Annotated in this window: 28 protein-coding genes; 5 read left to right on the top strand and 23 right to left on the bottom strand. The window is 36.7% G+C overall.

Annotated features, from left to right (window positions below; genetic code table 11):
- The 13 genes from ACN0NP_RS07325 to rsmD all read right to left on the bottom strand — a co-directional run bounded on the left by ACN0NP_RS07325 (position 1) and on the right by rsmD (position 12,581).
- Positions 1 to 1,092 carry a sensor histidine kinase gene (locus ACN0NP_RS07325; RefSeq protein ID WP_423217048.1) on the bottom strand — a complete coding sequence of 364 codons (1,092 nt, stop codon included), beginning with the start codon at positions 1,090 to 1,092 and terminating at the stop codon, positions 1 to 3.
- Positions 1,089 to 1,820, bottom strand: coding sequence for an ABC transporter permease (locus tag ACN0NP_RS07320; RefSeq protein WP_141347854.1), 732 nt, complete (start codon positions 1,818 to 1,820; stop codon positions 1,089 to 1,091). The genes ACN0NP_RS07325 and ACN0NP_RS07320 overlap by 4 nt, the downstream gene beginning before the upstream one ends.
- Positions 1,817 to 2,695, bottom strand: a complete 879-nt coding sequence (locus ACN0NP_RS07315) for an ABC transporter ATP-binding protein (RefSeq protein ID WP_134774994.1) — start codon at positions 2,693 to 2,695, stop codon at positions 1,817 to 1,819. Before ACN0NP_RS07315 ends, ACN0NP_RS07320 begins: the two co-directional genes overlap by 4 nt.
- A gap of 155 nt (positions 2,696 to 2,850) precedes the next feature.
- The gene (locus ACN0NP_RS07310; protein ID WP_423217047.1) at positions 2,851 to 4,596 is read right to left on the bottom strand and encodes an ABC transporter ATP-binding protein; all 1,746 of its coding nucleotides are present in this window, start codon (positions 4,594 to 4,596) and stop codon (positions 2,851 to 2,853) included.
- A complete protein-coding gene (locus ACN0NP_RS07305; RefSeq protein ID WP_423217046.1) occupies positions 4,586 to 6,331 on the bottom strand; it encodes an ABC transporter ATP-binding protein in 1,746 nt (581 codons plus the stop codon). The genes ACN0NP_RS07310 and ACN0NP_RS07305 overlap by 11 nt, the downstream gene beginning before the upstream one ends.
- A 108-nt stretch (positions 6,332 to 6,439) precedes the next feature.
- The gene (locus ACN0NP_RS07300) at positions 6,440 to 6,949 is read right to left on the bottom strand and encodes a VanZ family protein (RefSeq protein ID WP_074629809.1); all 510 of its coding nucleotides are present in this window, start codon (positions 6,947 to 6,949) and stop codon (positions 6,440 to 6,442) included.
- 10 nt (positions 6,950 to 6,959) lie between these two features.
- Positions 6,960 to 8,060, bottom strand: a complete 1,101-nt coding sequence (gene rlmN / locus ACN0NP_RS07295) for a 23S rRNA (adenine(2503)-C(2))-methyltransferase RlmN (RefSeq protein ID WP_021141827.1) — start codon at positions 8,058 to 8,060, stop codon at positions 6,960 to 6,962.
- A gap of 20 nt (positions 8,061 to 8,080) precedes the next feature.
- Entirely contained in the window at positions 8,081 to 8,641 is a 561-nt protein-coding gene (locus ACN0NP_RS07290; RefSeq protein ID WP_423217045.1) for a YutD family protein, read from the bottom strand.
- A 29-nt stretch (positions 8,642 to 8,670) separates the two neighbouring features.
- Positions 8,671 to 10,002 carry a bifunctional metallophosphatase/5'-nucleotidase gene (locus ACN0NP_RS07285; RefSeq protein WP_423217044.1) on the bottom strand — a complete coding sequence of 444 codons (1,332 nt, stop codon included), beginning with the start codon at positions 10,000 to 10,002 and terminating at the stop codon, positions 8,671 to 8,673.
- A gap of 85 nt (positions 10,003 to 10,087) precedes the next feature.
- Positions 10,088 to 10,333, bottom strand: coding sequence for a DUF3923 family protein (locus ACN0NP_RS07280; protein ID WP_045798163.1), 246 nt, complete (start codon positions 10,331 to 10,333; stop codon positions 10,088 to 10,090).
- A 116-nt stretch (positions 10,334 to 10,449) separates the two neighbouring features.
- Complete coding sequence (locus tag ACN0NP_RS07275; protein ID WP_423217043.1) at positions 10,450 to 11,535, bottom strand: SepM family pheromone-processing serine protease; 1,086 nt, start codon at positions 11,533 to 11,535, stop codon at positions 10,450 to 10,452.
- Positions 11,513 to 12,010 (bottom strand): pantetheine-phosphate adenylyltransferase, encoded by a 498-nt coding sequence (gene coaD, locus ACN0NP_RS07270; protein ID WP_074863808.1) that lies wholly within the window; start codon positions 12,008 to 12,010, stop codon positions 11,513 to 11,515. The genes ACN0NP_RS07275 and coaD overlap by 23 nt, the downstream gene beginning before the upstream one ends.
- A gap of 31 nt (positions 12,011 to 12,041) precedes the next feature.
- Positions 12,042 to 12,581, bottom strand: coding sequence for a 16S rRNA (guanine(966)-N(2))-methyltransferase RsmD (rsmD, locus tag ACN0NP_RS07265; protein WP_033153640.1), 540 nt, complete (start codon positions 12,579 to 12,581; stop codon positions 12,042 to 12,044).
- 132 nt (positions 12,582 to 12,713) lie between these two features.
- On the opposite strand from rsmD, the gene ACN0NP_RS07260 reads away from it, so the two are divergent.
- Positions 12,714 to 13,559, top strand: a complete 846-nt coding sequence (locus ACN0NP_RS07260; RefSeq protein WP_423217675.1) for a hypothetical protein — start codon at positions 12,714 to 12,716, stop codon at positions 13,557 to 13,559.
- Positions 13,560 to 13,709: 150 nt separating this feature from the next.
- Positions 13,710 to 14,429, top strand: a complete 720-nt coding sequence (locus tag ACN0NP_RS07255) for a hypothetical protein (RefSeq protein WP_423217042.1) — start codon at positions 13,710 to 13,712, stop codon at positions 14,427 to 14,429.
- 106 nt (positions 14,430 to 14,535) lie between these two features.
- Here the strand turns inward: ACN0NP_RS07255 and asnA are convergent, their stop codons facing one another.
- The 3 genes from asnA to ACN0NP_RS07240 all read right to left on the bottom strand — a co-directional run bounded on the left by asnA (position 14,536) and on the right by ACN0NP_RS07240 (position 18,251).
- Positions 14,536 to 15,528 (bottom strand): aspartate--ammonia ligase, encoded by a 993-nt coding sequence (asnA, locus tag ACN0NP_RS07250; RefSeq protein WP_021141821.1) that lies wholly within the window; start codon positions 15,526 to 15,528, stop codon positions 14,536 to 14,538.
- 321 nt (positions 15,529 to 15,849) lie between these two features.
- Positions 15,850 to 17,064: an MFS transporter gene (locus ACN0NP_RS07245; protein WP_423217041.1), complete on the bottom strand. Its 1,215-nt coding sequence runs from the start codon at positions 17,062 to 17,064 to the stop codon at positions 15,850 to 15,852.
- A 101-nt stretch (positions 17,065 to 17,165) separates the two neighbouring features.
- A complete protein-coding gene (locus ACN0NP_RS07240) occupies positions 17,166 to 18,251 on the bottom strand; it encodes an MmcQ/YjbR family DNA-binding protein (RefSeq protein WP_423217040.1) in 1,086 nt (361 codons plus the stop codon).
- Between the two features lie 133 nt (positions 18,252 to 18,384).
- Here ACN0NP_RS07240 and ACN0NP_RS07235 point away from each other — a divergent pair, with 133 nt between their 5' ends.
- Together ACN0NP_RS07235 and ACN0NP_RS07230 are read left to right on the top strand one after the other, a co-directional pair.
- Positions 18,385 to 18,690 carry a DUF6442 family protein gene (locus tag ACN0NP_RS07235; RefSeq protein WP_423217039.1) on the top strand — a complete coding sequence of 102 codons (306 nt, stop codon included), beginning with the start codon at positions 18,385 to 18,387 and terminating at the stop codon, positions 18,688 to 18,690.
- A 3-nt stretch (positions 18,691 to 18,693) separates the two neighbouring features.
- Entirely contained in the window at positions 18,694 to 18,900 is a 207-nt protein-coding gene (locus ACN0NP_RS07230) for a helix-turn-helix transcriptional regulator (protein ID WP_252525455.1), read from the top strand.
- Positions 18,901 to 18,981: 81 nt separating this feature from the next.
- On the opposite strand, the gene ACN0NP_RS07225 is transcribed toward ACN0NP_RS07230, so the two are convergent.
- The 7 genes from ACN0NP_RS07225 to ACN0NP_RS07195 all read right to left on the bottom strand — a co-directional run bounded on the left by ACN0NP_RS07225 (position 18,982) and on the right by ACN0NP_RS07195 (position 24,409).
- On the bottom strand, positions 18,982 to 19,260 hold the full coding sequence (locus ACN0NP_RS07225; RefSeq protein WP_074479708.1) for a type II toxin-antitoxin system YafQ family toxin: 279 nt from the start codon (positions 19,258 to 19,260) through the stop codon (positions 18,982 to 18,984).
- A complete protein-coding gene (locus ACN0NP_RS07220; RefSeq protein WP_081350225.1) occupies positions 19,257 to 19,511 on the bottom strand; it encodes a type II toxin-antitoxin system RelB/DinJ family antitoxin in 255 nt (84 codons plus the stop codon). Before ACN0NP_RS07220 ends, ACN0NP_RS07225 begins: the two co-directional genes overlap by 4 nt.
- A gap of 268 nt (positions 19,512 to 19,779) precedes the next feature.
- Positions 19,780 to 22,431, bottom strand: a complete 2,652-nt coding sequence (locus ACN0NP_RS07215; RefSeq protein WP_423217038.1) for a valine--tRNA ligase — start codon at positions 22,429 to 22,431, stop codon at positions 19,780 to 19,782.
- Between the two features lie 12 nt (positions 22,432 to 22,443).
- On the bottom strand, positions 22,444 to 23,007 hold the full coding sequence (locus ACN0NP_RS07210) for a shikimate kinase (RefSeq protein WP_423217674.1): 564 nt from the start codon (positions 23,005 to 23,007) through the stop codon (positions 22,444 to 22,446).
- A complete protein-coding gene (locus tag ACN0NP_RS07205; protein ID WP_423217037.1) occupies positions 23,007 to 23,585 on the bottom strand; it encodes a GNAT family N-acetyltransferase in 579 nt (192 codons plus the stop codon). Before ACN0NP_RS07205 ends, ACN0NP_RS07210 begins: the two co-directional genes overlap by 1 nt.
- Positions 23,586 to 23,834: 249 nt before the next feature.
- Positions 23,835 to 24,152 carry a helix-hairpin-helix domain-containing protein gene (locus ACN0NP_RS07200; protein ID WP_004230644.1) on the bottom strand — a complete coding sequence of 106 codons (318 nt, stop codon included), beginning with the start codon at positions 24,150 to 24,152 and terminating at the stop codon, positions 23,835 to 23,837.
- Positions 24,153 to 24,154: 2 nt separating this feature from the next.
- On the bottom strand, positions 24,155 to 24,409 hold the full coding sequence (locus ACN0NP_RS07195) for a DUF1912 family protein (protein WP_004230643.1): 255 nt from the start codon (positions 24,407 to 24,409) through the stop codon (positions 24,155 to 24,157).
- A 214-nt stretch (positions 24,410 to 24,623) separates the two neighbouring features.
- On the opposite strand from ACN0NP_RS07195, the gene ACN0NP_RS07190 reads away from it, so the two are divergent.
- A complete protein-coding gene (locus tag ACN0NP_RS07190) occupies positions 24,624 to 25,391 on the top strand; it encodes a nucleoside phosphorylase (RefSeq protein ID WP_024344196.1) in 768 nt (255 codons plus the stop codon).
- Positions 25,392 to 25,498: the final 107 nt, after the last annotated feature.

Here is a 25,498-nt window from a genome sequence, read left to right as displayed (position 1 = left end):
CTAATTCTCCTTTAACCCGACCTCAACCCGAATGATTGTAGGCTTTCTTGGCGATAATATCGTAATGTTTCCCTTTACTAAAAGCAATCGGTCACGAATAGATTGCAATTCATGTCCAGAAAGTTTTTCAAAACCGACACCATTATCTTCTATCTCAACAGCTATTTTATCGTCTTTTTCAAATAAATGAAGTCGACACTTATTTGCTTGACTATGCTTGATGACATTATTGCTTAATTCTCGCAAAATCATGCAAAGTGTTGACTGCATTACAGGTGCTATAGCAGATAAATTTAAATCGTTTTTTAAGTGATAATCGATATCAGTCATGGCAAAAAACTGCTCTAGCTGATCAATCTCTTCCTCTAAAGTTCTAAATTTAAGATTATTGATAATATTTCTAACGTCATGCATAGAAGAACGACTGGCTTGATTCAATTCTTCCAATTGCTTTTTAACAAGGTCGTACTTTCCCTTCTCCAATTGCTTGATTGCCAACTCGGTTTTTAAAGTCATAGCCGCAAAAACATGTCCCAAGGTATCATGCAAGTCTCGTCCAATACGATTTCGCTCATTTTCAGCTAGTAACAAATTAATCGTGCGATTCTTTTCCATAATAGCTTTTTCTTGTGCTTCCGCATTTCTAGCATATACCCAATGCAATAAAATAGCGTAATTGACAACTGGAACCAGAATAATCATCACACGAGTCATAATATCTTCCGCTTGAATTACCCCAATAGTCATCATAAAAAACATGGCTAAGTTATAAGAAGTAAATCGGAATGACCGATAATTGTCCTGAAAGCGAAAAACTAATAAACTGTTAAAGTAAAAAGTAAACCACATCATACCACCATCCACACAAAGTGTCATGTAAATGATGTATAACAACATAAGAACCCAAACAACATTGGTAAATATGTTCTTTTCATAATTAACAAGAAATAAATAACCAATCAAAAATGCAATTGTTATTCCTAACGTCCAAACTGGATAACCTAAAAAGAAAACACCCAAAATAGGAAAAGCCAAAAAGGCTAAGGGCAAATAAAATAAAGGATGAATTTTTCTAACTCTTTTGAGCATCATTTAACCTCGGTTTTATTCTTTATCATAAGCGCTAAGGCTGCTATTATTATGGCATAGCTGAGTATGATAATCAAGGACTGCCATGCAAATTGATTGTTTTGCACAAATTGTGTAACTAGTTGATTAACATGATAAGTTGGTGTTAATTTTGAAATAGTCTGTATCCAGCCTGGAAAAGTTTCAATCGGCATCCATGAACCACCTAGAATAGCCAAACCAAGAAAAGCAATATTTCCAATGAGCGTCATTAATTGTTGGGACTTAAGTTGTGAAATCAATAAACCACATGCTAGGAATAAAAGACTCGATAAAAGTAAGAAGAATGCTGCTCCTAACCAACGATTAATCGGCATTGTCACATCACGAAAAAATGCACCACATGAAAATGTCAAAAAAATAGAAAGTGAGAAACAAAATATAACCCGAAACACTTTTGATAAATAATACTGCCAGATTGGGACAAGCGAGTGTTCAATATAAGTTACCCAGTGATTTGCCTTATCTTCTACAAGCATGGCTGGAAAAGTGAAAAAGCCAAAACTTGACATAGAGAAAGCCGTCATAGTTAGCATATAACTTGTAATATAAGCTTTTTGCTCTTGAGAGTTTGATGAAAACTCCATGCTAGAGAAAAGTAAGAAAAAGAAAACTGGCAATCCTATGGACAAGACAAAAGTCATCCAAGTACGCATTGTTTTAATCCACTCAATTTTTAATAAAGCAATCATTTTTCCATCTCCTCAGTCTGCTCAAATAGTGTGTTTAATAAACTTTTATTTTGAATTTCAATATCTGTAATCTGACAACCTTGCTCCTGTAATTTCTGCCAGACACTATCAATTTCTTTAGTCATAAAAGTCACTGTGTCATTTTTCACTTCAATATTGTTAATATCTGATAATTTTTCCACAATCGGTAAAAATATTTTGGATAAAGTTAATTGTTTTTCATGTTCAGCTTCTCGCATGGCAAAGGGTGTCGTATCACGCAACAATTTTCCGCGGTGCAAGACCAAAATGCGTTCTGCCGTGTGCTCCACTTCCTCAATGTAATGACTCGAATAAAAAATCGTTACACCCTTTTCTTTCAAATTTTGGATAATTTTCCAAAAATGCTGACGTGTTGACGTATCCATCGCTGCCGTTGGTTCATCTAAAAAAAGAATTTTAGGCTGACTAATTAAACATAAAACAAATTGTAACAAACGTTTTTGACCACCAGATAATTTTTCTGTCAACTGTTCTTTTTGCTCATCGCTAAATAGCAACATTTGATTAATTTCTCGATCTGATAATGGGATTGCTGCAACAGACTTGAAAAAATCAATTAACTCACACACTTTCAATTTTTGTGGTAAGACATTTTCTTGTGGTAATACTGCAATCATTTCTTTTAAATGACGGTTGCGTGGCGACAGATTATTAAGTAAAATACTTCCTTTACTGATTTTCAAATCTCCTAAAAGACATGACATTAATGTTGTTTTTCCAGCACCATTTGGACCAATCAGAGCTAAGCAATCCCCTGTAGCAATTTCAAATGAAATATTACTTAAAATTGTTTTTCCTTTAATCGTTTTAGACACATTCTCAACTGTTATCATTTTATTCTCTCCGTATTTCTCCTCTGTAATGACTTTATTTTATGAAAAAGAAGATAATGTTTTTAGCTCATAATGTCATGACATCACATGACTTTTGTCATGTTTTAAATAACAAAAAACCAACCTGTTTTCACAGATTGGTTTATTTAATTCTATTAATTTTCCATCATACCAGCTTGTAATTGATACATGCGATAGTATGTGCCTTTTTGACTGAGCAATTTCTCGTGATTTCCTGACTCAATAATCTTACCTTTGTCCAAAACATAAATGCAATCCGCATCTTGAATGGTTGATAAGCGGTGAGCAATCGCGATAGTTGTTCGGCCTTGGCGCATTTTCTTCAATGACTCTTGGACAATATTTTCTGTCTCAGAATCGATATTTGCTGTTGCTTCATCAAGAATCAGAATCTTTGGCTGACTCGCTACAGTTCGCGCAAAAGCAAGCAATTGACGTTGTCCTGTTGAGAAACTTGAGCCACGCTCAGTAACTTTGGTATCGTATTTTTCAGGCAGTTTTTGGATAAATTGATCCGCGTCAACGAACTTAGCTGCTGACTGAACAGTTTCATCAGAAATATCTTGATACATTTTAATATTTGATTTAATCGTACCATGATATAAGAAAGGTTCTTGCAAGACAAGACCGATATGCTTGCGCAAAGCTTCCTTAGAATACTTACGAATATCCACACCGTCCAAGAGCACTTGCCCTGACTGAAACTCATAAAAACGCATGAAGACATTAATGATTGATGACTTTCCAGAACCAGTCGACCCGACAAATGCAATCGTCTCACCTTGATTTACCTTAAATGAAATATCATCTAAAATCTGACGTTTGCCGTCATAAGAAAAGCTCACATTTTTAAATTCAATATTGCCAAATGGCACTTCTTTTTGGACACCGACCTGTTCAGGCTCATATTGCTTCTCATCAATCAAATCAAAAACACGACCAGCTGAAACCATTGAGGTTTGCAAAGTTGAAAAATTCTGTGTTACCTCGATAAGTGGGTCAAACAAACGATTGACGTATTGGATGAAAGCGTACATTAGCCCTGCTGAAATGCCAACTTCCATACCACGAAATCCAAAATAAGCCATCAAAATCGCATAAGCTAGCAACTTCAACAGTGACATAGCTGGGCGTAGGAAAATACTATCCAAAGCAATCGAACGATTGGCATACTGAACATGCTCTTGGTTAATCTCTTCAAATTCACCTTTCAAACGTTCTTCTTGTCCAAAAGCTTGAATAATGCGAATCCCTTCAATACTTTCAGACAACTTGCTGTTAATGTCAGATAAAAGTGCACGCGTCTTTGCAATAACTTTAACTGATTTTTTACGATAAAGGTTGACTAAAATAAAGATAAATGGCAAAAAGAGAGACACCCAAGCTGTCAGCACAGCATTTAGTTTTAGCATTGTAAAAAGCGTCACGGTAAAAACAAAAATAGCTGAAATGAAACTAGACAAAAGCCCAGAAAACATGTCACTAATCGCTTCGGTATCATTTGTAATACGAGATACGATAGAGCCGGCTGGAGTCTTATCAAAATAAGACATTCCTAGTTTTTCCATGTTGGCAAAAGCATCACGCCTAATATCTCTGACAATGCTGTACGACACACGCGCAAAAAAGAAATTCCCAAAATATTGAATAATTGTCTGCACGACATACATCAGATAATAGCCAAGCAGAATCAACATAGCTGTTTGGTTCATATCTGTCAAAAAATGGTCAATAAAGTAAGATGCTACTAAAGGAATCAAACTTTTGACAACTGTCGTCAAAAGCAAAAGCCCCAGAGCAAGTGCGGTTAAAAACTTATATGGCTTGAGATAGCTCATAAGACGTTTAAAAACACGCCACTGATTTGCATTATTCTTCATCACTATCTCCTTCCATTTCTAATTGCTGAGCTTCATAGGTGTCAGCATACCATCCCCCCTGTTCAATCAAATCCTCATGACGACCACGTTCAATAATTTTTCCATCTTGCATGACCAAAATCAAATCAGCATGCTCAACTGCACTCAAACGGTGGGCTGTAATAATCGTTGATTTATCTTTTCGAGTTTCTTTCAGATTTTCAATAATGGCATGCTCAGTCTTTGCATCCACAGCTGACAAAGAATCATCCAAAATCAAAATCTCAGGATTTAAAATCATAGCTCGACTCATCGCAATCCTTTGTTTTTGCCCACCAGAAAGACTCACACCCTTCTCACCAATCAAGGTCTTAAACCCATCTGGCATGGCTACAATGTCATCATATACTCGAGAGAGCTTAGTCGCTGCTTCGACTTCTTCTAACTTAGCATCAGGATTTCCAAAACGAATATTATCTAAAATACTTGTCGCAAATAAGAACTGGTCTTGTGGCACATAACCAATCAACTGACGTAAATCGGACAACTTATAATCTTTGATGTCATGACCATCAAGCGTAATCTGACCATCTTGCAAATCATATTCACGTAAAAGCAAACGAAGTAAAGTCGTCTTTCCAGAACCAGTCTGACCAACTAAGCCCAAAGTTTGACCTTGTTTCAAAGCAAAGTGGATATCAGATAAAGTTTGTTCATTATCATAATGGAAAGCATCAATATCATAAACCAATGTTCCATTTTTTATTTCTGAAAGAGGATTTTCAGACTCTTTGACATCAGATTGTTCTTTTAATAAATGACTGATTCGCTCATAAGACACTGTCCCACGTTGAATCATGTTAAAAAGAAATCCAATCGCCATCAATGGCCAAACCAACATATCAAGATATGTGATAAAAGTTACCAAATTTCCGACAGTCACCTGACCATCAGACACCATAACAGCTCCCATCAAAAGAGACAAAACATAACTAGCTCCGATAAATAACAAAACCAATGGGTCAAACATGACATCATACTTCATTGTTGTCATATTTTTCTTAAAAGTCATGTTATTAATATCTTGAAAAGATTGAAGTTCATCTTCTTGGTAACCAAAAGATTTGATGACCTTAATACCAGACACTGATTCTTGAACTTTGTTGTTCAATTCTGAAAAGGCTGCTTGAGATTTTCCAAATGCCTGATGAGTTTTGCGACCAAGACAGCTTGTAGCATACGCCATAAAAGGCAAAGGAATCACAGCAATCAAAGTCATCTGCCATGAAATGCTAAAAGCCATTGTCACCAATGTCACCAAAGCTGTAATTGAAGCATCAACAGCGGACATCACACCACCACCTGCAAGACGCGTTAGCGAGTTAATATCATTTGTAGCATGCGCCATCAAATCACCTGTACGATGTTTTTGATAAAAACTAGGCGACATTTTTGTAAAATGCTCAAAAAGTCGAAAACGCATAATTTGACCAAGTCTGTAAGAAGTTCCTAAGATATACATACGCCAAATATAACGCAAAGCATACATCGCAAGAGCTGACAAAATCAAATAAAACAAGCTCAAAAGAAGCTCGTGTTGCGTTAACTCGCTGCTTGTCACATGGTCAATCACATTTCCCATGACTTTTGGAGGAATAAGATTTAAAACGGCTACTAAAATAAGAGCCAGAATTCCTACAATGTATCGTTTTTTCTCCAGCTTAAAAAACCACCAGAGTTCTTTTATAATTTTCATGAAAACCTACTTTCTAGCTGATATTATATACCTTAAAGTAAACTCTAAGTCAAGTTAAACGTCTTATCTAGGAAAAAACAAAAGGCTGGGGATTTACCCAACCTCTTTTTATTGTTTTTGATATTTTTTACGAAAAACGCTATACAGCCAAAGAGCTAACAAGCCACCCAATGAGTTGGTCCAAAGGTCATCAATTTCAAAGACCCTATTAGCATTATAAAGCAAGTCAACAATCAACTGAGTTGTTTCAATGGTCAAACTTACTCCAAACGCTGCAAGCCAAGCTTTTTTCCAATTACGAAGACTAGGATAAAGGCAAATCACTCCCAGCATCAATGGAAAAATAAGAAACATATTAGTGACATTTTGTGCGAAAACCCAAAAAATTTCTAAACCGCTATCCAGCTTTTCAATCCCAATAAAACTATTAAAAGGAACCAGTAAGAGACGCAATCGACCATAAGAGATGATATTTGGCGTCTCAACCCCTTCAATCTTGAAAGGCTGTGGGCTAAAGCACAAGAAACAGATAGCAATAATGTACATTGCTACCAAAACCTTTGTCACCTTACGCCCAAAACTTGTTAATTCAAACTCTTCATCAAATAGCTTTTTCATTTTTCTCTTTTTATTTTGCTTTTGCTGCTTTTTGGCGGTCACGTTTCATTGTATTTGAACGCAATTGACCACAAGCCGCATCAATATCAGTTCCGTGCTCTTGACGAACCACACAGTTTACACCATTTTTCTTAAGAACATCGTAGAAAGCAGCAACGTGTTCTTTGCTTGAACGACTGTATTGGTCGTGCTCAGAAACTGGGTTGTATGGAATCAAGTTAATGTATGACAATTTGCGAATTTTTTTCGTCAAATCAGCCAATTCTTGTGCATTTTCTGGTGAATCATTAACGTCATTTAACATGATATACTCAAATGTCACACGACGATTAGTTGTTTCAACGTAATATTCAATCGCAGCAAAAAGTTTTTCAAGCGGGAATGAACGGTTAACACGCATGATTTGTGAACGAAGTTCATTGTTTGGTGCGTGAAGTGATACCGCAAGGTTAACTTGCAGGCTTTCGTGAGCAAATTCACGGATTTTGTGTGCCAAACCTGATGTTGAAATTGTGATGTGACGTGCACCGATAGCAAGACCATTATCATTATTGATTGTACGTACGAAACGAAGCACGTTGTCGTAGTTATCAAATGGTTCACCAATCCCCATAACAACGACGTGACTCACGCGCTCATCTTGACCACGTTCATCGAAATATTTTTGTACCATCATGATTTGTGAAGTAATTTCACCACTTGTCAAATCACGTTGTTTTTTAATCAAACCACTAGCACAGAATGAACATCCCATGTTACAACCAACTTGTGATGTTACACAGACTGACAAGCCATAGTGTTGACGCATCAAAACTGTTTCAATCAACATACCATCAGGCAATTCAAACAAGTATTTGACAGTACCATCTGATGCTTCTTGGACAACACGTTGTTTCAATGGATTGACGCAGAAATTTTCATTCAAAATAGCGATGAAATCTTTTGAAATGTTTGTCATTTCTTCAAAAGATTGGACACGTTTGCGGTAAAGCCAATCCCAAATTTGTGTTGCGCGGAATTTCTTTTCACCGTGTTCGATTGCCCATTCAATCAATTCATCACGTGTTAATCCATAAATAGAGGGCTTAATGTCCTTAGTTTCTGTTTGCATTCTGTAAAATTAGTTCCTTCCTATTTCTCTTTGCGGCGAATGACAAATTGTTTTGCCGATTGTATTTCTTTTTGTTGTTCACGTTTTTGATGACGCTCGCTACGACCTTTGCTTTCTTTGCGTTTTTGGCTGGTAAAATGCTGATTAGCTGAGCGGTCTGATTTTTTCTTACCAGATGAACGTTTTTGCGATTTATGACGTCTTGACTGCTTTTCCTCTTCAGACTTAACTGGACGAGGTTCTTGATTTTCAAGTACAAAATAAGCACAGCCAAAGTTACAATATTCTTTAAGATAATCATCTAAACGTGAGATACGATTAGCTTTTTTAACATCTCGGTCATCTTTGTAAAAACCTTTTAGACGTAATTGCTCATTTCCCCAATCTCCGACGATGTAATCATATTTTAGTAGAATATCAGAAAAACGTTGACTGAAAACAGTCACATCAAAAGCATCTTTTTTATTTTCTAAAATCAAAAATTCAATATCATCACTTTTAACTCGGTCAGAAAATGCCACAAACTGTGGACCAGGGAATTTATTGTAATTAAACATTTCAGGAGAGATATCTTTTCTCATCGGTCTCCTCTCTTCATTCATCTTAAAACTTATTCTTTATGTTTGAGGTAGTCTTCTACCAGTTCTCGAAGCAATTCAGGAAAAAGCAGCTCTGCTTGATGTGATTTGATACTTTCAAAATAGCGTGCAAAGTAATATTGATCAACCAAGATGAGACTGACAGTATCCTTTTTATTCGTAACCTTTTCATTATACACTATTTTTCCATTTTTGTAATCAAAGCCGCTCGTTAAAACGGTCCCAAATTCTTTCCCACGAAATCCCATTCCGCGTATCTGCTGTTTTGCTAACAATTCTGCTTGTGAACAAACATCCTGACAAATCTCCTCAAGCTCAGATGTCGTTACTTCTAGCCTTGCCAAGCGCATTTGGTGTGGAAGAGAATGATGGAGCGTATCCTTTGTCACTTCTCTACCAAATGCCTCAACCACCAAACCTGAGTTAATCATGGCAACATCAGCTCTCGCATAATCTTTCATGGCATCCATGACTAGTTGACAAGATTGCTCCAAAGTCAACTCAGTATCAAATTCTTTGACACTTTCTTTTCTTAAAAGACTGCGACCATCTGAAACGACTTTTTCTATCCATTCTTTATCGCCAGGCTTACTTGCCATATGACTCGTTTCATGGGCATGAATCGTAATATCTTCCAATTCGTGATTTTCAAAAGTCAAATTAATCTCGCCGACAAACTGTCCGTATTTTCCTGCGGCAGCCATATAAGTCCCATTAAGGCACGCGCCATCCTCAAAAACATGATGCGTATGCGCACCAATAATTAAATCAATCTCTGGAACAGCTGCAGTAATCTTCTCATCTATTGGTAATCCAAGATGGCTTAACAAAATACGAAAGTCTGCATTTTTCACCTCTGGAATCTCAACATCACGTTTCAAGCATGCCATCGGGTCAAGGACCGTCCATCCACCAGGCTTATAAGTCAAATAATACGGAAAAGTATAAGCTAAAAAAGCAATCCTTGTCCCAGCTTTTGTCTCATAAATCTGATATGGCTCAGCCCAATTTGGACGTCCTTTTTCATCTTCTAGATTGCCTAAAATAACTTTGAAATCAGCGTCTTGGTAAACGTGATTTAACCAATTTTTAGCTAAACCAATTCCTTCGTTATTACCAATCGTCGCAAAATCAATCTTAAGCTCATTCATCAACTGAACATTAAAGTACCCTTTAGTAATATCAGTCATCGGATGCCAGCGGTCAATATTATCTCCCACATCAACCCGAATCACTTCTTCGTCAGACTTAGGAAATTCTTGAAGATATCGCTTAATTTTTGGATAGCTCTCAAAGTGAGAATGCAAGTCATTTAAGTGCAAAATCGTTAGCTTTTCTGTCATAGAATCATTATAGCATTTTCTACATAAATAATGATATTTCAGTCATTTTACAAATTTTGCCAACAAAAAAAGCTAGACCAGCCGTCTAACTTTTCTGATGTTTTCGAACAAGCATCATATATTTTATTATCAAGTAAAACATTCCTTGAATCATCCAGAACAAAGAATAGCAGAGCACCCAAACTGAAAATGTCAGCCATTTCATTTCGGCAGTCTGATAAATCCCGTGACTGTTAACAGACCTAACAAAAATTAGCAGACTAACATCTAAAAAAATGAACAGTACCGCAAAGTTAAAACCGATTATCAATCGCTTCTGCCAGTTTGTCATGTGCTCCTCCAATCTATTCTTACTTTATTCTAGAACATTGTAACCTATAAATCTTAAGAAAAAATTAACTAGCATAAAAAAATCACCCCACCAAGTTGAAGGGATGATATTTTAATTTAATCTGTGCTACGCAAATAATCAATTGCTTCCTGAACAGTTGTCACAGGAACAATCTTCATGTCAGTATCTAAATCTTTTGCAGCTTCTTTTGCTTCTTGATAGTTAGTCTTAGCATCTGGATTTTCTTTTTTCGTTTCCTCATCCACAGGGTTATTCGGTACAAAGAAAATATCCGCACCAGCCTTAGCAGCTGACACTACTTTTAACCCAGCACCGCCAATATCACCAACTGAACCATCCGAATTAATCGTACCAGTACCAGCAATCTTACGACCTTTTCTCAAATCTTCATTATTGACTTGGTCGTAAATATCTAGAGTGAACATCAAACCAGCACTTGGTCCGCCAAAACCGCTCGTTTCAAAATCAACATCAACGTCTGATGAAACTTCTGTATGGTCGACTAGTCCGATACCAATTCCATTTTTACCATTTGGCAATTCAATGATTTTCCCAGAAACTTCTTTACTCTTACCGTTAGAAGTCTCTTGGACAGTCACATCAGAACCCAAATCTAAATCAGCAACATAAGCCATTAATTCTGCAGAACTATTGAAAGTTTTACCGTTAACTCCTGTCACAGTATCAGCAAGGTGCAACAGACCTTTGAAAGTCGAATGTTTATCAACATTCAAAACATAAACACCTTGATAATCCAAACTAACATTCTTTCCTGCCAAAGTTAGTGCTTGATAGGTCGCTGTATTTTGAGAAGTTTCCATATAATATTGGTTAATGCGCATATAGTCTGCGTTGCTGTAACCACCAGTCGTTGCTGCTTCAGTTGTAATTTCAGTGTGCGGCGTCAACCAAGCATAAACCAACTGAGCAAGCGTCGCTTGACTAACCCCAACAGCTACAAAATTATAAGAGCCATCTTCTTTATCAGCTTTATTATTAACCGTTAAAACACTGCGAACATCATAAGCACCGCCAGGCATTTCAACATAATAACCAAGTGGGCAAAAAAGGCTGAAAATAATAAAAGCAGTGCCAACAATACCTAAAATCCACCATTTTAAGCGATACAAAATACGACCTATCTTTTTCAAAATCCCTTTAAATGCGTTTAAGATTGTCATATTTTTCCTCCACTTTTTTGACAACACTTTCTGGAACAAAAGCTGAAATATCAGCATGAAAATGCATCAATTCACGCACACGACTTGATGAAACATAACGCCAATCTGGTGCAGTGAGCAAATAAACACTCTCAATATCATTAGCCAAATGATGATTGAAAAAGTCCATGCTAGCCTCATACTCAAAATCTTTAGCATCACGAATTCCGCGAACCAAGTATCCAGCATGAAGTTCTCTTGCTACATCAACAGCTAAAGAATCTTGTGCCGTTACCACTTTCACATTTGAAAAGTTTGCAACAGCCTCTTCTATCATCTGCTTTCTCTCAGCAATCGTAAACAGACCAGATTTATTTTGATTGTACAAAATTCCCACGTAGAGCGTGTCAAAAAGTTTACTTGCGCGAACGATAATATCAAGATGCCCATTTGTCACCGGATCAAAAGACCCTGTCACCAAACCAATTTTTGCCATATTACCTCCATCAAGGATATCATGATACTTTCTATCTGATGTAAACCGTCACCTTACTGATTCCATATGTCTTTTGCTTCCAAATGCCAAAGCTTAAAATCTCTTCAGGCAAATCCACTGATTTATCCGTCTCACAGACAATGATAACATCTTCAGACAAGAGTCCTTTTTCTTCCATTGTCGTGATATTTTTTACGATTTCTTCCTTAGCGTAAGGTGGATCCAAAAGCACCAAGTCAAATTTGCCACTAACGACACCTAAAGCTTTATTGGCATCCATTTTCATCAAATGAAACTGTTTTTCAGACTTGGTCATTTTGATATTTTCTGTAATAATAGCTTGCGCTTGACGATTACGTTCCACCATAACCGCTTCATCCATCCCGCGTGAGACAGCTTCAATAGCTAAGCTACCGCTACCAGAAAACAAATCCAAAACACGTCCACCATCAAAGAATGGACCAATCATACTAAAAATAGCACCCTTAACTTTATCAGTCGTTGGGCGAGTAATCTTACCATCGAGCGTCTTCAAAGGACGCCCACCAAATTTCCCTGCTACAACTCTCATAACAACCATTATAGCAAATTTCAAGTAAATTGCCTTAAAAAATTATTGATAAGGTTTACACAAAAATTGAGATTTGATATGATAATTAAGATAATTTTAAATATCAAAGTTTTTTAGGATAAAGGAGTTATGATGGATTTTAAAAAATTCTTTAAAGACAAGAAAAATGTCGCCCTTACTATCTTGTCAGTCTTATTGATTGGTAGTTTCTCTGCACAAGGAACAAAAAATCATGAACTTACTCAAGCTGAAGCAAAAATTGAGCAACTCAATCATGAAATTGATAATACAAAATCAGATTTAATTGATAGCCAAGATGAACTTAGCGATTTCAAAGAAGAAAATGCTAAATACATTGAGCTTGGTAAAAAAGAATATCAAAAAGTAAAAGCTATCGAAGACGAAGCCGAGGCAGCTGTCACAAAACTTGAAAACAACCAAACTCAAGAAAATCTTGACGCAGCGACAAAAAAAGTCAATGCTGTTAGCGATTCAAAAGTTAAAGAAAAATTTCAAAAACGAATCACTACCGTAAAAACAGCTATCGAGGCTAAAAAGCAGCAAGAAGCTATCAATGCAGCTGAAACTGCGGTTAAAAAACTTGAAACCGATCAAAAACGAGAAAATGTTGATGATGCTAAAAATAAAGTCAACGCTGTATCTGATTCAAGTAAAAAAGATGCCTTTAATAACCGTATCAACACCGTTGTTTCAGCAATTGAAGCAAGGGAATCTGAGGCGGCACGTCAGGCTGAAGAAGCTAGAAAAGCACAGGAAGCCGAAGCGGCACGTCAAGCTCAAGAACAAGCTGCAGCCGCTGCACAACAAGGTGATGCAACTACTGTTTATATCACAAATACTGGTCATCGTTACCACCTAAGTCCTTATTGCCGTGGTCTTAATCGTTCAAACAGTACCACACCAACTACACTATCAAATGCTATTGCAGCAGGATACACACGCTGTAAATTTGAATAATTCATCTAATTTGCTAGAATTTTTCTAGCATTTTTTTATCACTTTTTAGAAAGCGATTTCTAAAAAATGATTTACAGAAATATTCCAAAGTGGTATTATTTTACTGTTAATAAAGCTTTTATGTTTCAAAGTTTTTTTCTGGAGGATACAATGAAAAAGAAACTAAAACTTGCCCTGTTATTAATAGCAGCCCTTCTTTTGGGGACATCCCAAAATCAAGAATTTTTAACACCGGCATCATTTGGAAATAGCCATGTTGTCTTAGCTGATACTAAATTAAAAAGTAAAAACGAAGACAAAACAACCAAAGCTGCTAAAAAAGCGGTTAAAAAACTTGAAAAAGAACAAACTCAGGAAAATCTCGATTTAGCAAATAAAAAAGTTAAAGTCGTCAAAAATAAAAAGACTAAAAAAGCGCTGAAAAAACGCATCGCCTCTGTAAAAGCTGTAATAGAGGCTAAAAAACAAGAACAAGCAGCACAAACTACTGCTGAGGCTGCTGTTGCAAACTTAGAAGCAAATCAAACTCGAGAAAATGTTGATGATGCTAAAAATAAAGTCAACGCTGTTTCTGATTCAAGTAAAAAAGATGCCTTTGATAACCGTATCAACGCCGTTGTTTCAGCAATTGAAGCTAGGGAAGCTGAGGCAGCACGTCAAGCTGAAGAAGCTAGAAAAGCACAGGAAGCCGAAGCAGCACGTCAAGCTCAAGAACAAGCTGCTGCTGAAGAGGCTGCTAGACAAGCCCAAGAACAAGCAAATCAACAATCTGCCGGTGGTTATACCAAAGACTATCGTGGTAGATGGCATAGATCTAACGGTCAATATGCTTCTAAAGCTGAAATAGCCGAGGCTGGATTACAATGGTAAAGATAAATAATGGCAAGCTGAGATAACATTATCTCAGCTTTTGAATATTTAAAAAGCCGACTGAACTCCAGTCGACTTTTTTGTCCTTAAAACAAAGTTTCTTTCATTAAAGAATGTTTTCGTAAGAATCACGAACTTCTTTTGGCCAAACGCTTGATTGAACTTCTCCGATATGTTTTTTACGAAGCAAGAACATTGCCATACGTGATTGACCAATACCACCACCAATTGTGAGTGGGAAGAGTCCATTAAGAAGAGCTTTATGCCATTCTAATTGCAAGCGATCTTCGTCACCAGTAATTTTGACTTGGCGTTTAAGAGCTTCTTCATCAACACGGATTCCCATTGAAGATAATTCGAATGCAGAGCCAAGAACATCATTCCAAACAATGATATCACCATTTAGACCATGGTAACCATTTTCAGATTCAGAAGTCCAGTCATCGTAGTCAGGTGCACGACCATCATGACGTTCACCATTTGGCAAAATGCCACCAATACCAATCAAGAACACTGCACCAAACTCTTTGGCAACTGCATTTTCACGTTCTTTTGGTGTCAAATCTGGATAGCGTTCTACCAATTCTTCAGTGTGGATAAAAGTGATTTTCTTAGGCAAAACAGCTTCAATATCAAAGCGAGCTTCAACTGCTAATTCAGTCAAGCGAATAGCTTTGTAAACTTGTTCAACTGTTTCTTTCAAGTATTCGATATTACGACGACCATTTGGAATAACTTTTTCCCAGTCCCATTGGTCAACATAAATAGAATGGATAGGATCCAAATCATCTTCATCAGGGCGAAGAGCTTTCATATGTACGAAAAGCCCTTCTCCTTCATTAAAGCCGAAACGTGCTAAGGTATGACGTTTCCACTTAGCAAGTGAATGAACAACTTCATATTCAGCATCAGGAATACGTTTGACGTGCACAGATACAGGGTGTTCAACGCCGTTCAAATTATCTTGCATACCATCCCCGACCTGGCTAAGAATAGGTCCTTGCACTTCAACAATGTCAAGTTTATCAATCAAATATTGAGTAAAAGTATTCTTGACAAAAGAAATCTCCTGCTGTTGATGAATAAAGCTTTTCTTCATATGCTCCTCCTTTAAAAATTTTTTTAATTGAAATACCAAAATCATAACGAACAATAATAATAAAACTTTGTATTTCATGATCGCTTTACAACGATAGAGATATTATACACCTATGCCTTGAAAAAATAAACACTTTTTTGCAAATTTTCGCAATATTTTTGAATTTTATGTTAGAAAAGCTGACAACATCATGCTTATTCAATGAAATAAAGTTTTCATATTAGAACATTAATTTTCAAAAATAAGATTTCACCTTGAAAATCCATAAAAATAAAAAGATATTTTCTAATCTTTTTAAAATTTTTTAGCGATAAAGACAATTTATAACGCTTGTTTTTCGTTGCGTAAAAACTGCAAGAAAACAAGTGCAAGCGCAATAACAGCAAGTCCAATAAATAAGAAATTTAAAGGATTATCAGGTCGTAATAAAATCGTAAAAAGAGTTGTCCCTAACGGCATAAATAAAATGGCTACCGTAAAAATAATGCCTAGCACGCGCCCTAAGTAATCACTTGCCACTTCTTTTTGAATTAAAGAAAACGAATGAATGTTAAATAAGGTCATAAAAATCCCTGAGCCAATTGGAGACAAAGCCAAAAGAAAAATGCTCGGTCTGATAATATAAAAAATAGGAGCAGCCGCAACAAAACACCCGAAAGTAACTAACAACAGCATCAATTGACTAGTTGAGAGTTTGCGGGAAATCCTTCCACTAATCACAGCACCGATAAGACCTCCAAGTGCTTCTGCAGTCAAAAAAGTTGCATAAACATTCTCAGAAATTTTAGGGAACATTTGATTACTATAAGGTAGTAACAAACTGTAGCCAGCCATGAAAAAATTAACCCCTGCAGAAAGAGCAATCATCAGATAAAGCTGACGATTTCTAGCAACATACCTAAAACCACTAACCAAGTCATCAATGATTAACCTAGCTGAAAAATCATCAGTTTTCCTTGTCTCTTCTAAAATCGGCTGAATCAATGCAATTATAATAGCCGAAAATAAAAATGAAACACCATCTAACAGAAGCGCACCATGAATGCCAATCCATTTATAAATGCCTACAGAAAGCACAGGAACAATGATTTTTACAAGAGTCGTCGACGTTTGAAGATAGGAATTCACCAAAGTAATCTCATCTTTTTCTACAATCTCTTTAGTAAATGCATTGTAAGCTGGTGTTGCAAATACTGACAAAAGCGCCAAGACCGCATTAGCAAGAATGATGGCATACATCAACCAAGCTTGACTGGTCACAAAAGAAAGAAAAATACAAATAACGCCACTCAAAAAATCAGTCAGAATGATAATTTTCTTGCGACGAAAACGGTCTGCTATCACTCCTCCAAATAAGTTAAACACTGCTCCGATGATATTTTCAAGAGCCTGATAAACTCCTACTAAAAACATGGAGTTCATGTTCACACTTGCAAGAAAAGAATTATTGACATAATCAAATAAGGTATCACCGATTCTTGAAATCGTACTACTCGCTACTAGAAAATTTGTGTTTTTCCGCTCAATTTTTCTCATAAGCACCTCCCGATTGTTAGATAGTATACTCTTCAAAAACTATTTTTGCAATATTCTTTCAATTTTATTTTCAAAAAACCGCACCTAACGGCACGGCTTATCTATTTATTTCTGAGTGAATCAATTTTTTCAATTAATTCTTTTGTCATACGACGCGGGCCACGAACTGCTCTGACACCACAAAGTTTTAAGGTATCAAACGTCACTTGCTCATCAGAAAAAGTGTGGAGTAGCTGAATCTTCATTAATTTTTTAATGGAGTGTTCATCTCGATAAGCATCATTTGGCAAATCAACTTCTAAGACCTGACAAAAATAACGAACTGCTTTCGTCGGTGCAGTGATATAAATCGCCACAAAATCACCTTTTTTAAGGCTCGCTTTCTGCGTCCATAAAATAGTCTTACTTTCTACAAACTCAGCATCAATGTCATAGTACTTAGGATTGGCTGGAATTAGCCAATAATCAGGCCCAGATAAACTTCCTAATTGCTTTCCAGCGACCAAAGCTCTGCTATTTTCCACCAAAGAAAATAACTGCTCATCAGACAAAGCGTCATCGAAAACCAGCGTCACCCAAGATTTTTTATTCATATGATAAGAGGGATAGATCCCTTTTGTCGCAAGCAGTTCTGGCAGAGCTTCTTTGTCAACCTTGATATTGATGATTTCAACTTTCTCGTCTAGCTCTTCTTGCGACCACTGCTCCTCACCAAGGTCTAATTTGCCACGCGCAAGCGTCATCACAAGACCATACCACTTCTGATTTTCAGGATAGCGAAAAGAAGAGAACTCAGGATATTTTTCAAAAGGATGGTCAAAATCATCGCCATAAGTAGCCTTTAGGTGATTTGCAAGACGATTCATTTGGTCACTAGCAAATGGCAGAGCTTCAAAGCAAGCTTCAGCCACTCTTTCAAGAACGTCTTGATAAGCTTCACGAACCTTCCCAATAAAACTGCCACTCGCACCAGTCACATGAAGAGCAAGATACTCTTCATTTAAATCGGTATCAATCACCCTTGCTGACACCTGACCATCCAGTGAAACATGAACTCGCACTTCAAAATCGCCATTCAAAATCAGCTTCGTATAGTCATAACCAGCCTCAGATTTTTCAAATCCAAACGCCACCAAGCGTTCAAACACCACACGTTTTTTTCTAAAAATATCCGATTCAAATGACATAGGAACTCCTTCAAGTAGAAATATATCATCATTATAACAAATTTTTCTTTATAATCATTACTTTTAGTTTGACAAGTTTACTTGGCAGGACTAAAATTAATTTGACAACAAAACTTGGCAAGAGGTGAATACTATGAACAAAGAAGATATTTTAAAAATGGCTCAAAATGAAAAAATGGATGATATGGAATTACAAGTAAAAGATAAATCAATGATGTGGTCATATCTGGTTATGGTTATTGTGGCTGGCATTTTTAGCTTCGTTAAATCTCTTCATGGATTTCCTATAACTGATTTAACAGCTACGGTTTGTGCTTCTGTCTGTGCAACATTAACATATCGTTACACTAAACTAAAAAATAGAGAAGACTTATTTATAGCAATTGTTATGTTTATTATTGCGCTAATTTCTACAATTTATTTTTTTATAGGATACTGACAAATGACTGAAAAACTTGAATTAAAAAACAACCTTAAACAAGCTCGACTTGAGCAAAATTTATCACAAGCAGCACTTGCAAAACTAATTGGTGTTTCTAGAAATACCATAAGTTCAATCGAAACTGGGCAATTTAGCCCAACAGCTAAATTAGCTTTACTTTTATGCATTGCTCTAGATAAAAAATTTGAAGATTTATTTTATTTTTAAATTCGAAGAGAAGTATATTAATATACTTCTCTTTTGGTAACAAAAAAGCATCGAAAATATTCGATGCTAAGGAAATTAATTCTATCTAAATAAGTCATCATGTGAACCCGTCCTCGTTAAAACTAGAGTCAAGCATTTATCATTAATTTTATAAATCAAAAGCCAATCAGGTTCTATATGGCATTCTTGATAAGATTTATACTTTCCTTGTAAATAGTGATTTTTATACCTATGATACAAAGTCTCCTTTTTACCATCTACAATTAAATTAATAACCTCTCTCAATTTTGTCATATCATAATGTTTTTTCTTTAAGCGTTTAAAATCTTTTAAAAATTGATTTGTTCGCTCAATTTTCAATGATTCAAGTCCTCAAAAAGCTCATCTACTGAATCAAAAGATTTTACTTGACCCTGTTCAGCTTCACGAAATGCTTTTTCTGTCGTTTCATTGTAACGTTTAATTTGAAATGGGATACTTTGAGTCTTAACACTCTGCTTCAAAAAAACAGTAATTGCCGTAGACATATCCATCCCTAAATCCTTGTATAAAGCAGCTGCTTCCTTTTTTAAATCATCATCTACACGAACAGTAATTGTACTCACTTGCATCACACCCTTTACTATTGTATAGATATCGTAACACTTTATTTAGATATAAGCAATTATTTTCCCTCTAACATATTATTCGAAAAAACAAATAACTCCTGACTATTTTTATAACAAAAAAAACACCTCAACCGATTGGTTGAAGTGCTTTTTGATTGTGATACTCTTTGAAAAGTAGGTATCTATGAAAAAGAAAGTTAACTAGGATTGTTTATAGTATAGTTGTCCTTACTTAAGGCAATCTTAATTTTTTCTTTCAAAAACCTTAAACTTATTTCACCAATTTTTTCATGTCTTCAATACGAGCAACAGTTGCGTCGTATTTAGCTTGGTAGTCAACTTGTTTATCACGTTCTTTTTGGACAACTTCTGGTTTAGCGTTAGCGACGAATTTTTCGTTACCAAGTTTGCGAGCAACCATGTCCAATTCTTTTTGCCATTTAGCAAGTTCTTTGTCAAGACGTGCCAATTCTTCTTCAACGTTAAGAAGGTCAGCAAGTGGCAAGAAGATTTCAGCACCAGTGATAACGCTAGACATTGCCAATTCTGGAGCTTCGATATCAGAAGAAATTTCAAGTTTTTCAGGGTTTGTGAAACGTTTGATGTAGTTCACATTGCTGTTAAAGAAGTCTTCCAATTCTTTGTCGCTTGTCTTAACAAGAAGTGTGATTGGTTTGCTTGGTGCAACGTTCACTTCGCTACGTGCGTTACGAACGGCACGGATAAGGTCTTTAAGACTTTCAACACCTTTGTGCGCAGCTTCATTTTTAAATGCTGGGTTAACAGTTGGGTATTCAGCTGTTACGATTGAACCTTCAGAAATTTGTTCAAAGATTTCTTCAGTTACGAATGGCATGATTGGGTGAAGCAAACGAAGGATTTTATCAAGTGTGTAAAGAAGAACTGAACGAGTGATAACTTTTTCGTCTTCATTGTCGCTGTAAAGAACTTCTTTAGTCAACTCAACGTACCAGTCAGCAAATTCATCCCAGATGAAGTTGTAAAGAATGTGACCAGCCACACCGAATTCAAATTTATCAAAGTTTTCAGTGACTTTTCCGATTGTTTCATTCAAGTTGTGAAGGATCCAACGGTCAGTAACGTTACCAGCTGTACCAGCAGCAACTTTTTCAACATTAGCGCTAGCTTGTTCAAGTGTAAGATCTTCATTGTTCATCAAAATGTAACGAGAAATGTTCCAGATTTTGTTAATGAAGTTCCAAGCAGCATCCATTTTTTCGTAAGAGAAACGAACGTCTTGACCTGGTGCAGAACCATTTGACAAGAACCAACGAAGGGCGTCAGCACCGTATTTTTCGATAACGTCCATTGGGTCAATACCGTTACCAAGTGATTTAGACATTTTACGTCCTTGTTCGTCACGGATAAGACCGTGGATAAGCACGTTTTCAAATGGACGACGTCCTGTGAATTCCAATGATTGGAAAATCATACGTGATACCCAGAAGAAGATGATATCATAACCAGTTACCAATGTTGAAGTTGGGAAGTAACGTTTGAAGTCTTCTGCTTCTGTGTCAGGCCAACCCATTGTTGAGAATGGCCATAGAGCTGAACTGAACCAAGTATCAAGAACGTCTTCGTCTTGAGTCCATCCGTCACCTTCTGGAGCTTCTTCACCGACGTACATTTCACCTTCAGCATTGTACCATGCTGGGATTTGGTGACCCCACCATAATTGACGAGAAATAACCCAGTCGTGAACATTTTCCATCCATTGAAGGAAAGTATCGTTGAAACGTGGTGGATAGAATTTCACTTCGTCATCAGTGTCTTGGTTAGCAATGGCATTTTTAGCCAATTGATCCATTTTAACGAACCATTGTGTTGACAAACGAGGTTCAACTGGCACACCAGTACGTTCTGAGTGACCAACGCTGTGAACCATTTTTTCGATTTCAACAAGCGCACCGATTTCTTCCAATTTTTTAACGACAGCTTTACGTGCTTCAAAACGATCCATACCAGCAAATTCACCAGCAAGTTCGTTCATTGTACCATCGCCGTTCATAACGTTGATTTGTGGCAAGTTGTGACGTTGACCAACTAGGAAGTCGTTAGGGTCGTGTGCAGGAGTGATTTTAACCACACCAGTACCGAATTCTGGGTCAGCGTGTTCGTCACCAACGATTGGAATAGCTTTGTTAACGATTGGAAGGATAACATTTTTACCAATCAAATCTTTGTAACGGTCGTCATTTGGGTTAACCGCAACGGCAACGTCACCAAACATTGTTTCAGGACGAGTTGTTGCCACTTCAAGGCTACGTGAACCATCTTCCAACATGTAGTTCATGTGGTAGAATGCACCTTCGACATCTTTGTGGATAACTTCGATATCAGAAAGAGCTGTACGAGCTTTTGGATCCCAGTTGATGATAAATTCACCACGGTAAATCCAACCTTTTTTGTAAAGTTGAACAAAGACTTTACGAACTGCTTTTGACAAACCTTCGTCAAGGGTGAAACGTTCACGTGAGTAATCTACAGAGATACCCATTTTACCCCATTGTTGTTTGATTGTTGATGCGTATTCATCTTTCCATTCCCAAACTTTATCAAGGAATTTTTCACGACCAAGGTCGTAACGTGAGATACCATCTTCAGCAAGACGTGCTTCAACTTTTGCTTGTGTTGCGATACCAGCGTGGTCCATACCTGGAAGCCATAAAGTATCAAAACCTTGCATACGTTTTTGACGGATAATAATATCTTGCAAAGTTGTATCCCAAGCGTGACCAAGGTGAAGTTTACCAGTTACGTTTGGTGGTGGAATAACGATTGAATACGGATGTGCTTTCTTATCGCCTGAAGGCTTGAAAACATCCTCATCTAACCATTTTTGATAACGCCCAGCTTCAACTTCAGCTGGGTTATATTTTGGTGAAAGTTCTTTTGACATAATGTGTCCTTTCTACATTTTTTCAATATCATTTAATTTTTGTAAAATAAGCTGTGCTGATTCACGAGCGGATAGCTCGGTATTATTGATTTTATAATAATACTTAAGAAATTCTGGTGACTTCTCTGGATTAAATTGGGCAAATGTCATCGTTGACAAAATATCATTTTCAGACCATTCCAAATCACGTTTTAATGGTTTGCACTGCAAGCGATGCTCAGTACGATTACGCCGAAGCCGTTCAGTTAAATCCGTTTCAAGTTCTACAAACAAGACCTCTCTATTAAATGAGTGAAAAACATCTTGAATCTGTCTCAAAAAATCAATATCACTTGAATCATTAAAATCAATCACAACAGTAAAAATAAGAGGTTTATTGCTCTGAGCAAAAGCTTCAAAAAAATTCATTCTAATTTTCTGAATAAGTTCAGTTGAGATAGGTCCGTATTCCATAAAACGTCTAACAAAATCAATGCTATCGTGATTATGAAACAAAGTCATATCAGTCATCTTTTCAATTTCTTGACCAATCGTCATCTTACCTGAAGCTTGTGCACCAATAATAACAAGATTCATCATCTCCCCTCCCATTCACTTTTTAACAATCCATAACGTAATAAATCACAACGTTTTCCTTGTGCATCTTTACGGTCACGGATTTTTGATTCAAGAGTAAACCCAAGTTTTTCAGCTACACGCTGGCTAGCTTTGTTGTAACTATAACACTCAATTTCGATTTTATGGAGGCCTACTAGATTAAAACCAACTTCTAAAAGCGCATGCGCAGCTTCTGACATAATACCTTGTCCCCAATAATCTGGATGAAGAAGATAACCCATTTCAAAAACATCATCAGCATGACGGTGATTGAAATCAACCGAACCAATAACTTTATTAGAGCCTTTGAAACAGATACCATATCCAGCTGGAATGTTCTGGTCAATCCAACGCTTAGGCATAATGTTCTCTAAGTAATTTTCCTCTTCTGCTACACTCTTAGCAGGCGGAAATCCAGCTGGCCAAGTCGCTTCTGGCAAGCTCGCATAAGCAAAAATATCCTTAGCGTCTGAAACCAAACGCTGGCGCAAGTAAAGACGTTCTGTCTCTACATCCGGAAGTTTATTGTCTTTAATTTGACCTAAAATCTTAATCATGGCAATTCCTCCATCTTGGCACAAAAAATCGCCCCTGTCTTTCGACAGGGACGAACTTGTATAAATCCGCGGTACCACCCACATTCGAGTGACTAGCACTCGCGACTTTGATATTTAGTTACAACACTCAGCAACTAGTCCTGACATTTGTGCGGATTTCTCAGCGCCACCGCTTTCTGTAACAAATGGTCTTCAAGACACCTCTGAATGTTTTTATTTTAACAGATTTGGTCAGCTAACGCAAATGGTTTAGGCTTTGAAAGCTACGCCATTTTCTTTAAGTTTATTAACAGTTGCTGGGCCAATTCCTTTAAAGGCCAAAACTTCTTTTTCAGTGAATTTTTGGAAATCTGATACTGATTTGATTCCTTCGTTGTAAAGTGTTTCAACAAGTTTTGGTCGGATGCCTTCTACGGCAGAAATCGCTGAAAATTCTTCCAAACTAAGAGTTGCTTTTGAAACAACGTTAGCAGCAGCTTTAACAGTTGAAGTGGCAGCTGTTTTGATGATACCTGCGCGTTTTAATTTCAATAAATACTCTTTTTTACGATTCTTTTTCTTTGCCATTTTTAGTAATTTCTCTCCCCTAAAAGATTATCTGGTAATTCGTGGAAACCTTTACCGGCTTTATAATTAGCAAATTTGCCTTGGATATAACGGTAAGCATCTAACTTACTTTCATAACGAATATAAGCATCAGCTGCGCGTTCATCTTTATCTTCTTCCACAATTTTACGACTGGCTTCCATAGCCATTTCATTAACTGTAATTTGTGAATCTACCCAAGCTTCAAATTCTTTTAAAAATTCTTGTTCGTAAGTCATAAATACCTCTCGTCTGATTTCCTAGGTCATATTATAACACAAACCTTGGCAAAAAGAGAAGTTTGTAAAGGATTTGTAACATGATTTCCGAGAATAATTGACGTTTGCAATAATTTTTTTCTGAAAATATGATAAATTACCTTGTCTTTTTCTACTATATAATGTAGAATATTAAAAATATTTCGACATTACCATTTAAGAAAGAGGTGCTGACATGATTTTATCTCAGTTTGACCCAACTAAAACTGCCATCATCAACCCAAAAGATGTTGTCGCAAATCTACCTGATTTTCCAAAAACAGTCGTCACTTGTTTTGCAAGAGCTACTTTTGCAAGAATTTTAGCTGACGTCCCTCATCGTCAAATTGCCAAAACTAGCGTGGCAAATCTCGAGATTCCGATTTATGAATTAGAGTTTAAGGGACAAAAAATTGGATTTTTCAACTCTTATGTAGGTGCTAGTGGCTGTGTTGCTATCTTAGAAGACATCATTGCCATGGGCGCTGAAAATCTGCTTATTTTTGGAACTTGTGGCGTCCTTGATAGCAATATCAAAGAAACTTCAATCATCATTCCAAGCGCTGCTATTCGTGACGAAGGAACTAGCTACCACTACGCTCCTGCTGGTCAGGAAATATCACTAAATGTCAGACATCGTAACCTTTTTAAAGAATTTCTCGAACAGAAAAATATCTCATACACCGAAGGAAAAGTCTGGACAACAGACGGCATTTATCGTGAAACGCAGCAAAAAATGGCTAAGCGAAAAGCTCAAGGTGCAATCGCTGTCGATATGGAATGCTCCGCTATTGCTGCGCTAGCAGATTTCCGAAACATTAATCATTTTCAATTTTTCTACTCAGCAGACAATCTAGATACCGAAAGTTGGGACCCTCGCACACTAGCAAATGATGCTGACCTTGAAACCAAAGACCGCATTGCAAATATTGCCTTAAATTTTGCTACCGAATTATTTGAATGATAATTTTTTCACTCAGCTATTGCGGCTGAGTTTTTTTGAAAATTTTTTATCATTGCTCAAGCCCTGATATTAAGGTATCTTTGACTTTTTCGACAAAAAAAGTTAAT

The organism is Streptococcus equinus (assembly GCF_049393805.1).
GTDB lineage: Bacteria > Bacillota > Bacilli > Lactobacillales > Streptococcaceae > Streptococcus > Streptococcus equinus.
This window is presented reverse-complemented; position numbering and strand designations above follow the sequence as displayed.